Annotated in this window: 12 protein-coding genes and 2 pseudogenes; 8 read left to right on the forward strand and 6 right to left on the reverse strand. The window is 61.5% G+C overall.

What is annotated here, in order from left to right:
- Positions 1 to 243: pseudogene (locus tag ACK4TM_RS15400) on the reverse strand (acetoin utilization protein AcuC); the annotation flags it as partial.
- 33 nt (positions 244 to 276) lie between these two features.
- On the opposite strand from ACK4TM_RS15400, the gene ACK4TM_RS15405 reads away from it, so the two are divergent.
- The 5 genes from ACK4TM_RS15405 (at position 277) to ptsP (ending at position 5,435) form a co-directional block, all read left to right on the forward strand.
- Entirely contained in the window at positions 277 to 747 is a 471-nt protein-coding gene (locus ACK4TM_RS15405) for an NUDIX hydrolase (RefSeq protein WP_409702850.1), read from the forward strand.
- A 56-nt stretch (positions 748 to 803) separates the two neighbouring features.
- The gene (locus tag ACK4TM_RS15410) at positions 804 to 1,199 is read left to right on the forward strand and encodes a DUF1178 family protein (protein WP_409702852.1); all 396 of its coding nucleotides are present in this window, start codon (positions 804 to 806) and stop codon (positions 1,197 to 1,199) included.
- A gap of 6 nt (positions 1,200 to 1,205) precedes the next feature.
- Positions 1,206 to 1,850 carry an SDR family oxidoreductase gene (locus ACK4TM_RS15415; RefSeq protein WP_409702854.1) on the forward strand — a complete coding sequence of 215 codons (645 nt, stop codon included), beginning with the start codon at positions 1,206 to 1,208 and terminating at the stop codon, positions 1,848 to 1,850.
- 69 nt (positions 1,851 to 1,919) lie between these two features.
- Complete coding sequence (locus ACK4TM_RS15420) at positions 1,920 to 3,158, forward strand: aspartate kinase (protein WP_409702856.1); 1,239 nt, start codon at positions 1,920 to 1,922, stop codon at positions 3,156 to 3,158.
- Between the two features lie 36 nt (positions 3,159 to 3,194).
- Positions 3,195 to 5,435: a phosphoenolpyruvate--protein phosphotransferase gene (ptsP, locus tag ACK4TM_RS15425; RefSeq protein ID WP_409702858.1), complete on the forward strand. Its 2,241-nt coding sequence runs from the start codon at positions 3,195 to 3,197 to the stop codon at positions 5,433 to 5,435.
- On the opposite strand, the gene ACK4TM_RS15430 is transcribed toward ptsP, so the two are convergent.
- The gene (locus ACK4TM_RS15430) at positions 5,426 to 6,226 is read right to left on the reverse strand and encodes an EcsC family protein (RefSeq protein WP_409702860.1); all 801 of its coding nucleotides are present in this window, start codon (positions 6,224 to 6,226) and stop codon (positions 5,426 to 5,428) included. The genes ptsP and ACK4TM_RS15430 overlap by 10 nt on opposite strands.
- A 15-nt stretch (positions 6,227 to 6,241) precedes the next feature.
- Positions 6,242 to 6,757 (reverse strand): GNAT family N-acetyltransferase, encoded by a 516-nt coding sequence (locus tag ACK4TM_RS15435; RefSeq protein ID WP_409702862.1) that lies wholly within the window; start codon positions 6,755 to 6,757, stop codon positions 6,242 to 6,244.
- A gap of 70 nt (positions 6,758 to 6,827) precedes the next feature.
- Between ACK4TM_RS15435 and ACK4TM_RS15440 the strand changes: the two genes are divergently transcribed.
- Genes ACK4TM_RS15440 through ACK4TM_RS15450 form a run of 3 tightly spaced genes read left to right on the forward strand, consistent with a single transcriptional unit; the run spans position 6,828 to position 8,850 of the window.
- Positions 6,828 to 7,433 carry a flavin reductase family protein gene (locus ACK4TM_RS15440; RefSeq protein ID WP_409702864.1) on the forward strand — a complete coding sequence of 202 codons (606 nt, stop codon included), beginning with the start codon at positions 6,828 to 6,830 and terminating at the stop codon, positions 7,431 to 7,433.
- A 2-nt stretch (positions 7,434 to 7,435) separates the two neighbouring features.
- Entirely contained in the window at positions 7,436 to 8,323 is an 888-nt protein-coding gene (locus tag ACK4TM_RS15445) for an S-methyl-5'-thioadenosine phosphorylase (protein WP_409702872.1), read from the forward strand.
- Positions 8,320 to 8,850: an adenine phosphoribosyltransferase gene (locus ACK4TM_RS15450; RefSeq protein ID WP_409702866.1), complete on the forward strand. Its 531-nt coding sequence runs from the start codon at positions 8,320 to 8,322 to the stop codon at positions 8,848 to 8,850. Before ACK4TM_RS15445 ends, ACK4TM_RS15450 begins: the two co-directional genes overlap by 4 nt.
- Before the next feature lie 24 nt (positions 8,851 to 8,874).
- Here the strand turns inward: ACK4TM_RS15450 and ACK4TM_RS15455 are convergent, their stop codons facing one another.
- The 3 genes and pseudogenes from ACK4TM_RS15455 to ACK4TM_RS15465 form a co-directional block, all read right to left on the reverse strand.
- Positions 8,875 to 10,287, reverse strand: coding sequence for an FAD-binding oxidoreductase (locus tag ACK4TM_RS15455; RefSeq protein ID WP_409702868.1), 1,413 nt, complete (start codon positions 10,285 to 10,287; stop codon positions 8,875 to 8,877).
- A gap of 3 nt (positions 10,288 to 10,290) precedes the next feature.
- Complete coding sequence (locus tag ACK4TM_RS15460) at positions 10,291 to 10,875, reverse strand: GNAT family N-acetyltransferase (RefSeq protein ID WP_409702870.1); 585 nt, start codon at positions 10,873 to 10,875, stop codon at positions 10,291 to 10,293.
- Positions 10,875 to 11,102, reverse strand: a pseudogene (locus ACK4TM_RS15465) (insulinase family protein); the annotation flags it as partial. The pseudogene ACK4TM_RS15465 and the gene ACK4TM_RS15460, both read right to left, overlap by 1 nt.

The raw sequence follows: 11,102 nt of genomic DNA on the forward strand, positions 1-11,102 counted from the left end.
CAATGCGGCAAGATAGACAGGCGTGTGGAAACCGGTCAGCGCGGCCAGTTTCGCTCGCGGGCTGGTGATGAACTGCGTCGCCGGCAACCAGCCCAGCGCGCGGGCCAGGTCCATCACGGTGGATACCCGCGGCACCCGCAGCGGATGCCACGCGCCATAGGTCGAGGAGCGATAGATTTCCGCCCCGATAAATTTCGGCGGGGGGCTTGCCGCGGGTGATGGGGCATGCGTAACTTTGGTCATGCGGGTCATGTAAGGCAGAACACGATGGGAACCATGGCAAATGTACCTGCGCAGCAAATTGCACTGAAATTCCGGACCGGACGCAAGACGGATGTGCGTGCACAGTTTGCCGCTTTGTGCTGGCGGGTCAAGAATGACAAGGTGCAGATCTGTCTGGTGACCAGCCGCACACGGGGACGCTGGATTCTGCCTAAAGGCTGGCCGATGCATAACCAGACACCGGCAGCGGCTGCCGCGATGGAAGCCTATGAAGAAGCCGGACTGCGCGGGGAAGCACTGGATATCTGTCTGGGAATCTACAGTTATATCAAACCTTTGCACAAGGTGAACGCCCCTATCGTCGCGATGGTCTATCCTCTGCATGTGCAGCATGTGCTGACCGAGTGGCCCGAACAGCACCAGCGCCGTCGCAAATGGTTCAGTCTGGAAAAAGCCGCGCGCAAGCTGGATGAACCGGGGTTGCGCAAGATCGTGGCAAGCTTTGATCCCGCGCGGCTACGCTGACTTGCATGCAGGCGTGAAAAGCTTATGTATCTGACATCACAGAAAGACCTGTTGTCATGATCCGTTTTCATCTGAAATGCGACCAGAACCATCAGTTTGAAAGCTGGTTTCAGTCCGGCCATGCCTTTGACACACTGGTCGCGCGCAAACTGATATCCTGCACTGTCTGCGGGTCCGCACTGGTGACAAAATCTGTCATGGCGCCCGCGATCGCCACTGCCACGGCGCCTGCCCCGCAAAAGAACCTGCTCGCCGAACTGCGCAGAAAAATCGAAAGCAACGCCGATTACGTGGGCAAGTCCTTCGTGAAAGAGGCCCGCGACATGCATGACGGCCTGACGCCCGAGCGCCCGATCTATGGCGAGGCCAACTTGACCGAGGCCCGCAAACTGGCCGAGGACGGGATACAGGTCCTGCCGCTGCCCTTCATCCCCGCCAAGAAAGCGAACTGACCCATCATGCATGTCCTGATCACAGGTGCCAACCGCGGCATCGGCAAAGCGATGCTGGATCAATACAGCGCCGCCGGGGCCAGCGTGACCGGCACCCAGCGCGGCGCGGGCGATCTGCACCGGCTGGATGTGGCCGATCCTGCATCGATACGCACACTGGCGGAAAGCATGGCCGACGCACCGCTTGACCTGCTGGTCTGCAATGCAGGGGTTTATGCAGACAAAGGGCAATCGCTGGACGATGGCTATCCCCCGCAGATGTGGGCGGAGGGGTTTGCCACCAATGTCACCGGCGCTTTCCTGACCGTGCAGGCGTTTCTGCCGCATCTGCGCCGGTCCAAGGCGGGCAAGATCGCGATCATCTCATCGCAGATGGCGTCCGATACCCGCGCGCCCGGTGGCAGCTATATCTACCGCGCCAGCAAGGCGGCCGCATTGAACCTCGGCCGCAATCTGTCCACGGATCTCGCACGCGACGGGATCAGCGTCGGCATCTATCATCCGGGCTGGGTGCGCACCGATATGGGCGGGGCGGCGGCAGAGATCAGCGTCGAAGAAAGCGCCACAGGGCTGATCGCCCGCTTTGCCGCACTTGGCCCTGAAAATACGGGATGTTTTGAGACTTGGGACGGGCAGCAGCACCCTTACTAAGCAATTGCGCTTTGCGCAGCGCGCCAGTAGACACGCGCGGACAAAATACCACGGTTGCAAGGATGACCCATGCCTACGCTTGTGATGAAATTCGGCGGCACCTCGGTCGCCAACCTTGACCGGATCGCGCGGGCGGCCAAACGGGTCGCGCTAGAGGTGGCCAATGGCTATGACGTGATTGTCATCGTCTCGGCCATGTCGGGCAAGACCAATGAACTGGTCGGCTGGGTGTCAGAGACATCGCCGCTTTACGATGCGCGCGAATATGATGCGATCGTGTCCTCGGGCGAAAATGTGACGGCGGGTCTGATGGCACTGCGCTTGCAGGAAATGGATATCCCCGCGCGCAGTTGGCAAGGCTGGCAGGTGCCGGTCATGACCACCGACGCCCATGCCAGCGCCCGGATCGAGGAAATCCCGACCAAGAACATCACCGCCAAATTCGATGAAGGGATGAAGGTCGCGGTTGTCGCTGGGTTCCAAGGCGTCAGCGCGGCGGGCCGGATCACCACATTGGGGCGTGGCGGGTCCGACACCACGGCCGTTGCCTTTGCCGCCGCCTTTGGCGCGGAACGCTGTGATATCTACACCGACGTGGACGGGGTCTATACCACCGATCCCCGGATCACATCCAAGGCGCGCAAGCTGGACAAGATTTCCTTCGAGGAAATGCTGGAACTGGCGTCACTGGGCGCCAAGGTCCTGCAAACCCGCTCGGTCGAGCTTGCCATGCGATACAAAGTGCGCCTGCGGGTGCTGTCATCATTTGAAGAACCATCGGACAGCGCCGGAACGCTGGTCTGCGATGAGGAGGAAATCATGGAATCCAATGTTGTGGCCGGTGTCGCCTATTCCCGCGACGAGGCGAAAATGACCCTGATCTCGGTTGCGGACCGTCCCGGCATTGCCGCTGCGATCTTTGGTCCGCTGTCAGAGGCTGGCGTGAACGTCGATATGATCGTGCAAAACATCTCCGAGGAAGGGCGCACCGACATGACCTTTTCCTGCCCCAAAGATCAGGTCCTGCGCGCCGAAAAGGCGATGCAGGATGCCAAGGCATCCGGCGCGATCAATTTTCATGATCTGGTCGCCGATGAAGGCGTCTGCAAGGTCAGCGTGGTGGGCATCGGGATGCGCAGCCATACCGGTGTCGCGGCCAAGATGTTCAAGGTGCTCTCGGCAGAGGGGATCAACATCAAGGTCATTACAACCTCAGAGATCAAGATTTCTGTGCTGATCGACCGGAAATACATGGAACTTGCCGTGCAGGCCCTGCATGATGCATTCGAATTGGACAAAGCCGGCTGATCCCACGGGATCGGTCCGCTGCACACCGGGGGACCTATGCCAGAACGGTCGGAAAGCGAAAGCCGCAAGCTGCTGGGCCGCCTGCGCGAAGCCTTGGCCAGCCACAGCGAAGGGCAGGCACGGCTGGACCGCGTCGTCGATCTGATCGCATCCTCAATGGATGCAGAGGTGTGTTCGATCTATCTGTTCCGCGATGCCGAGACGCTGGAATTATGCGCCACGCAGGGTCTGGAACAGGGCTCTGTCCACCAGACACGGATGCGGCTCGGCGAAGGTCTGGTGGGACGCACGGCAAGCACCGGCAGGATCGTGAACACCGCCAATGCGCCCGCCGAAAAAGGATTCCGCTATATGCCCGAAACGGGTGAAGAGCGGTATTCCTCGTTCTGCGGGGTGCCGATCCAGCGGTTGGGCGATGTGCTGGGTGTGCTGGTCGTCCAGACCAAGACCGAGCGTGTGATGACGCCGGACGAGGTTTACGCATTGGAAATCGTGGCGATGGTCATTGCCGAAATGACCGAACTGGGGGCCTTTGTCGGTGAAGGCGCCGCGCTGTCCGCGCTGCACCAGAAACCCGTCGTGTTTCGCGGCACGGCCGCACAGGAAGGTACCAGCGCGGGCAAGGTCTACCTGCACGAACCGCGTGTCGTCGTCACCAACCCGATCTCGGACGATCCCGAAGGCGAAAAGGCGCGCCTGAACGACGCCGTCGAAACCTTGCGCAAATCGGTGGATCACATGCTGCTTGGCGCGCGGTCGGTCGATGCCGAACAGGTGCAGGTGCTCGAAGCCTACCGCATGTTCGCCAATTCCGGTAGCTGGATGCGACGGATGCAGGACGATGTCCAAAGCGGACTGTCGGCCGAGGCCGCGGTCGAAAAGGAACAATCGCTGGCGCGCGCCCGGCTATCGAAATCGCCGGACCCTTACCTGCGCGAACGGCTGCATGATCTGGACGATCTGTCCAACCGCTTGCTGCGCATCCTGACAGGGCAAGGTGAGGACCGCAGCGACATGCCCGACGATCCGATCCTTGTCGCGCGCAACATCGGCCCCGGTGAATTGCTGGAATATGGCAAGAAACTGCGTGGCATTGTACTGGAGGAAGGCAGCGTCGGATCGCATGCGACCATCGTGGCGCGCGCTTGGGCCATTCCGCTGGTAATCAATGCCAAGGGCATCACGCGCGAGGCGCTGAACGGTGACACGATTCTGGTCGATGGCGATCAGGGGATCACGCATCTGCGCCCTGACGAAACCGTGCAAAGCGCGTTTCGTGACAAGATCGCGATGCAGGCCCGCGCGCAGGAACGCTATGCCTCGATCCGTGACCTGCCTGCGGAAACCAAATGCGGCACGGTGATGTCGTTGCAGATGAATGCCGGTCTGATCGCGGATCTGCCCTCGCTCGAAGGGTCGGGCGCTGACGGTGTGGGGCTGTTCCGGACCGAATTGCAGTTCCTGATCCGGAACCAAATGCCGCAAAGGGGCGAATTATCCGCGCTCTATGACCGGGTGCTGAATGCCGCTGGCGGGCGGCGGGTGGCATTTCGCACGCTTGATATCGGCTCGGACAAAGTGTTGCCCTATATGAAACCGAACGACGAACCCAACCCCGCAATGGGCTGGCGTGCGATCCGCGTCGGGCTGGACAAACCGGGTGTTTTGCGGATGCAACTGCAGGCGTTGTTGCGCGGATCGGCAGGGCGGCCACTGGCGGTGATGTTCCCGTTCATAACGCAGATTTCCGAATTTCGCGCTGCGAAGGCGGAAATGGACAAAGCGGTCGAACGTGAAATCCGGCTGGGCCATCCGATACCTGCGAAAATCGAAGTCGGGGCAATGCTGGAAACCCCGTCGCTGGCCTTTGCGCCGGATGCGTTTTTTGGGGAAGCTGATTTCATCTCGATCGGGGGCAATGATCTCAAGCAATTCTTCTTTGCGGCCGACCGTGAAAACGAACGGGTGCGCCGGCGCTATGACACGCTCGACATCAGCTTTCTCGCGCTTTTGCAGCATATCATCGACCGTTGCGCCGCATCCGATACGCCGCTGTCATTCTGCGGCGAAGACGCGGGCCGCCCGGTCGAGGCGCTGTGCTTTGCCGCGCTTGGCCTGCGGACGCTGTCGATGCGCCCCGCCTCGGTCGGACCGGTCAAGCACATGCTGCGCCGCGTCGATCTGACAGAGGTCAGGCAGGTGATGGACGCCGCCATCGTCAAGGGCGATCAATCGGTGCGCCGCGCGGTCAGCGACTGGCTGGTCTATCAGGTCTGAGGCAGGCGGGATGCCAGCAAAACGCGGTGGAATTCGTCCAGCACCGCGGCATCGCCATAATCGCGCGCCAACTGGCGCAGGCCGAAATGCACATGCGCCAGTGCGACATAGTAATTCACGAATGCATAATTCGTCCCCGCGCCCGCGACGGCACCCAGCACCGGCACCGTCTGCGCGGCCAGTTTCTGCGACAGGACAGCCGCAAATTTAGGAGCAATTCGGCTGATCAGCGTGTTGACTGCCGCCCCCGACAGGCTGATCCGCGCGCCAATAAAGGCGGTATCGACCCCGTCGTCTTTGGGACCCGGCCCGCCAGAGCCAAAGACCGCCAGACATTCCATGCGGGTAACATCCGATTCCGGATCTTCGCCATATTGCGCCGCGACATGCAGCACCGCGCGAAAGATCAGCGTGGTGGCGACCGGTAATTCCGCTAGCGCCGTGGGCAAACCGCCAAAGCCACCGATCGCCCCGGACATGGTGCCGATCACGCGGTGGGCCTGATCGGACCCGAACCTCTTGCCAAAACCGCTGCGCGACAGTGCCGCAAGGTCATAGCTGCGCCGCAAGGCTTGGCGAGTCACATCGTTAAGCTGATTGCGCACTGGTCGGGGCAGCACCTTCAGCCCGTCCTCGACCTGGCCACCAACGAATGTGATCGCCTTCATCAGCACGCCATTGGCCTTGGTCTGCCGCACAGCCAGTGCCGCGATCCGCGTCCGTGCGTCATCATCAAGCAGCGCAGGCACCACAAGCGGGGTCAGATTTTCCGTGACGATCTTGTCGGCCATAACACATAAATGGTGTTATTGCGGTGAAATGCAATCATCGGCCTTGCGCACGGCCCCGCTGATCCGATCCCATGCCGCCTTGGACAGATCAAGCCCCAGCACGCGATCGGGATTGGTGGGTGGCGGCATCTCGACCCCGGTCAGCGGGTGAAACCCAAAGCGGCTGTAATAAGGCAGGTCGCCCACCAATAAAATCCGGCTCCAGCCCTTCTGCTGCGCCATATCCACGACGCGGTAGATCAGCAGACCGGCGATCCCCTCGCCCTGCCTTGTGGGGTGTACGGCCACTGGCCCCAGCAGCACCACGGGCGTATCGCCGACATAGCAGGGCCAGCAGCGGATCACACCCGCCAGAACGCCATCAGGATCTCGTGCGGTCCAGCACAGGTCAGCCAGAGGCGCAACATCTTCGCGCAGGCGATAGGATGACAGCGCCGTGCGCCCAGGTGAAAAGCACAGATCATACAATGCCTCCGCCTCCCAGTAATCGGCGGCAGATTCGATGGCCAGGGTAATGGATAATCTTTGCATGCGTCTTTCATCTGGCCAAGATTGTCCGGCCACGCTAACCCTTGGGCGATGCTAGGAAAAGGTGCTCTTGATGTTTTATCTGCCCAAAGATGGCCATAATCTGCCGCATAACCCGTTCAGCGCCATCGTCAGCCCCCGCCCCATCGGGTGGATCGCGACGCGCGGTGCGGATGGGCAGGATAATCTGGCACCTTATTCGTTTTTCAACGCGGTCGCCTATGAACCACCGCAGGTGATGTTCGCCTCGACCAGCGCCAAACCCGACCGCGACGGCACCAAAGACAGTGTTGCCAATATCCGCGAAACGGGGGTTTTCGCGGTCAACATCGTGGAATATGCGATGCGCGACGCGATGAACGAAACCTCCGGCCCATGGGACCGCGACACCGACGAGTTCACCAAGGCGGGCATAACGAAAGCCGATTGCACCACGATTCCCTGCGCCCGCGTCACCGATGCGCCTGCCACGCTGGAATGCAAACTGACCCAAATCGTGACCCTGCCCGGTGCCGCCAATTTCGCCGTCTTCGGTGAAGTCACCGGCGTGCACATCCGTGACGATTGTCTTGTCGACGGCATTTTTGACGTGACGACTTTCAACCCGCTGTCCCGCCTCGGCTATCGCGATTATGCGGTGGTGCGCGAGCTGTTCAGCCTGACCCGCCCCGGAGAGTGATGATGACGCAGGACACCTATCTCGGGATCATCGGCGGTTCCGGCATTTACGACATGGACGGATTGCAGGATGCCGCATGGGTCAATGTCGTCAGCCCTTGGGGCGCGCCATCCGATGCGATCCTGACCGGCACATTGAATGGCGTCAAAATGGCCTTCCTGCCCCGGCACGGGCGCGGCCATGTGCATTCACCCACCACAGTGCCGTATCGCGCCAATATCGACGCGCTGAAACGGCTCGGGGTGACCGATATCATCAGCGTCAGCGCCTGCGGCTCATTCCGCGATGACATGGCGCCGGGCGATTTCGTGATCGTCGACCAGTTCATCGACCGGACATTCGCGCGCGACAAATCATTCTTCGGCACGGGCTGCGTGGCGCATGTCAGCCTGGCCCATCCCACCTGCCCACGCCTGTCGGACGCCTGCGAAACAGCGGCAAAGGCAGCAGGGATCAAGGTCCATCGCGGCGGCACCTATCTGGCGATGGAAGGGCCGCAGTTTTCGTCACTGGCGGAAAGCAAACTCTACCGCAGCTGGGGCTGTGATGTGATCGGCATGACAAACATGCCCGAGGCGAAACTCGCCCGCGAGGCCGAGATTTGCTATGCCTCTGTCGCGATGATTACCGATTACGACAGCTGGCATCCCGACCACGGCGCGGTCGATATCACGGCAATCATCGCCACATTGCAGGGCAATGGCAGCAAGGCACGCGACCTGATCACGCGCCTGCCAGACCTGCTGGGCAGTACCCGCGCACCCTGCCCGCATCGCTGCGACCGGGCGCTGGACTATGCGATCATGACCGCGCCGGACAAACGTGACCTTGACCTTGTTGCCAAACTCGACGCTGTCGCCGGACGCGTCCTTACGAAAGTGCCCAGATGAAAACCGTCCGCGATTATATCCGCACGATCCCCGATTTCCCGCATGAAGGGATCATGTTCCGCGATGTGACTACATTGTTCAGCGACGCACGTGGCTTTCGCATGGCGATCGACCAATTGCTGCACCCCTATGCGGGCACACCCATCGACAAGGTCGTGGGGCTGGAGGCGCGCGGGTTCATCCTCGGCGGTGCCATCGCGCACCAACTGTCAGTGGGTTTCGTGCCGATCCGCAAGCAAGGCAAATTGCCCGGCAAAACCATTACCCAAGCCTATCAGCTGGAATATGGCGAGGCGGTGATGGAATTGCACGACGACGCGCTGCAACCGGGCGAAAAAATCCTACTGGTCGATGATCTTCTTGCCACAGGCGGGACCGCCGAGGCGGGGATCAAACTGGTCGAACGGCTCGGGGCCGAGGTGGTGGGCTGTGCCTTCATCATCGACCTGCCGGAACTGGGCGGTGCCGACAGGTTGGCAAAACTTGGCATGCAGGTGCATAGCCTGTGCGCCTTTGAAGGGCTTTGAGGCCTCCGGCGCGGCCCCACAGGTTCAGGCCTGACGCAGAACCGCACCGGGGTTCATGATCCCCAAAGGGTCAAGCGCATCCTTAATCGCGCGCAGCATCGCGAGCTTCACCGGATCGCCGTAATGCTCAAGATCGGCGACCTTGAGCCTGCCGATCCCGTGTTCAGCACTGAAAGAGCCGTCCAGCCCGGCAACCAGATCGTAGATAATCGTTACCGCCTCTACCCGGATCGCATCGTAATCGGCGCGCTGGCGTCCTGCCGCGGGGAACAGGTTGTAATGCAGGTTGCCGTCGCCCAGATGGCCAAAGCAATTGATCCGCATATCGCCCAAGGCCTGCAACGCGGCGGATGCCTGTGCAATGAAATCCGGCACCGCGCTGAGCGGTAAAGAGATATCATGCGAAGAGATCGATCCGATGCGGCGGTTCGCCTCGGGGATGTTTTCGCGGATATCCCAAAGCGCTTGACGCTGTGCTGCCGATTGCGCGATCACGCCGTCTGTCACCAGATCGGCCTCGAACGCTGCGGCGAACAGGTTTTCCAGCGCGGCGTCTGGATTGCCGCCTGCGGGCATTCCCAGATCGATCAGCACGCACCATTCAGGTATATCATCAAAGGGTTGCCGCACTTCCGGCCCGACCTCGGCCAGAAAATCGAACCCCTGGCGGTGGATCAGCTCGAACGCCTGCAGGCCGTCGCCGACCTGACTGCCCGCCAGTGCCAGCAGCTCCAGCGCCGCCTGCGGCGATGGCACCGCCAGCATCGCGGCACCCACCTGCGCCGGGCGCGGCACCATGCGCAACGCGGCGGCGGTGATGATCCCCAGCGTGCCCTCCGCGCCGATCATCAGGTTGCGCAGATCATAGCCGGTGTTGTCCTTGCGCAGCCGCGTCAACCCATGCCAGATCGTCCCATCCGGGCGCACGACCTCCAGCCCCAGACACAGCGCCCGCGCATTGCCGTAGCGCAGCACATTCACCCCGCCCGCATTGGTCGCGAGCAAGCCACCGATCCGGGCTGATCCTTCTGACGCCAGCGACAGCGGGAACAACCGGTCGGCGTCGGCGGCTGCTTGCTGCACATTCGCCAGTATGACACCCGCATCGCACACCAAAACATTTTCAGAAGGATAGACCGCGCGGATCTTGTTCAGCCGTTCCAGCGACAGGATCACGGGTGCCGGGCCGTCGGGCATGATCTGCCCACCGACCAGCCCGGTGCCGCCACTGTAAGGTACGATGCCGATCCGGGCTGCGGCGCAGGCCGCGGCCAATGCGGCAACAGCGGCAGTGTCGGCAGGTGCCACGACAAGCCCCTGCCCCCGCCAGCGCCCGCGCGGTTCGCTGAAATAAGGCGCTATATCCGACCTGAACGCCGCGGCGTCCAGCAATGTGCGCAGGAGATCCACGAAATCATCTGTTACCGCGTTCAGCATTGCCTAGCCCACATCCGTCTTGCCGCGCCTGTCATGGCGCAAATTCGCATAAAGCACATGGTTGCGCCAGCGCCCGTTGATCTGCAGATAGCTTTGCGCGACGCCTTCGTATTTATAGCCGCATTGTTCCAACAACCTGCGCGACGGCGTGTTTTCCGGCAGACACCCCGCCTCGATCCGGCTGAGGTCAAGGGTGGTAAAGGCGTGATGCACCACCGCCTTGACCGCCTCGCGCATGTAGCCGTTGCGGGCATAGGGCGCGCCAATCCAATAGCCGGTGATCCCCGATTGCGCCGGGCCCCGTTTGATATGGTCGAGCGTAATTGCCCCTAACAGCGCGTCATCCGACCGGCGGACCAGGAACAGGGGCAAGGCCGTGCCGTGGGAAATCGACCTTTGCGCCCAATAGACCCGGTTGGTGAATCCCTTGCGCGAAAGGTGATCCGCAGCCCAGCTTGGTTCCCACGGCACCAGAAAATCAGCGCTGGCTTGCCGCAAACTGACCCAGGCGCGGAAGTCATTGTGCATCGGGGGGCGCAGGGTCAGCCGTTCGGTTTCGATCCTGACCTTGCGCTTGATCCCCAACATTACGCGGCGAGCCGTGCTTTCAACGCATCAAGCGTCGGTGCCTGATCCGCAGGCCCATAAAGCGCCATGGCCGTGCCAGCCTGTCCGGTCATCTGCGCGGCAAAAGATTTCACATCCGCCGTTGTCACATCATCGATATGGGCAATCGTTTCGTCGATACCCGGAATGCGGTCCCAGATCGACAACAGCCGCGCCAGCCGTTCGGCCCGGTTCGACGGGCTTTCCAG

The organism is Yoonia sp., from assembly GCF_046292185.1.
Lineage (GTDB): Bacteria > Pseudomonadota > Alphaproteobacteria > Rhodobacterales > Rhodobacteraceae > Yoonia.

Bases quoted from the DNA above. Each gene is read 5' to 3' on its own strand.
- ACK4TM_RS15405 (WP_409702850.1), top strand. From the start codon at position 277: ATGGCAAATGTACCTGCGCAGCAAATTGCACTGAAATTCCGGACCGGA.
- ACK4TM_RS15410 (WP_409702852.1), top strand. From the start codon at position 804: ATGATCCGTTTTCATCTGAAATGCGACCAGAACCATCAGTTTGAAAGC.
- ACK4TM_RS15415 (WP_409702854.1), top strand. From the start codon at position 1,206: ATGCATGTCCTGATCACAGGTGCCAACCGCGGCATCGGCAAAGCGATG.
- ACK4TM_RS15420 (WP_409702856.1), top strand. From the start codon at position 1,920: ATGCCTACGCTTGTGATGAAATTCGGCGGCACCTCGGTCGCCAACCTT.
- ptsP (WP_409702858.1), top strand. From the start codon at position 3,195: ATGCCAGAACGGTCGGAAAGCGAAAGCCGCAAGCTGCTGGGCCGCCTG.
- ACK4TM_RS15430 (WP_409702860.1), bottom strand. From the start codon at position 6,226: ATGGCCGACAAGATCGTCACGGAAAATCTGACCCCGCTTGTGGTGCCT.
- ACK4TM_RS15435 (WP_409702862.1), bottom strand. From the start codon at position 6,757: ATGCAAAGATTATCCATTACCCTGGCCATCGAATCTGCCGCCGATTAC.
- ACK4TM_RS15440 (WP_409702864.1), top strand. From the start codon at position 6,828: ATGTTTTATCTGCCCAAAGATGGCCATAATCTGCCGCATAACCCGTTC.
- ACK4TM_RS15445 (WP_409702872.1), top strand. From the start codon at position 7,436: ATGACGCAGGACACCTATCTCGGGATCATCGGCGGTTCCGGCATTTAC.
- ACK4TM_RS15450 (WP_409702866.1), top strand. From the start codon at position 8,320: ATGAAAACCGTCCGCGATTATATCCGCACGATCCCCGATTTCCCGCAT.
- ACK4TM_RS15455 (WP_409702868.1), bottom strand. From the start codon at position 10,287: ATGCTGAACGCGGTAACAGATGATTTCGTGGATCTCCTGCGCACATTG.
- ACK4TM_RS15460 (WP_409702870.1), bottom strand. From the start codon at position 10,875: ATGTTGGGGATCAAGCGCAAGGTCAGGATCGAAACCGAACGGCTGACC.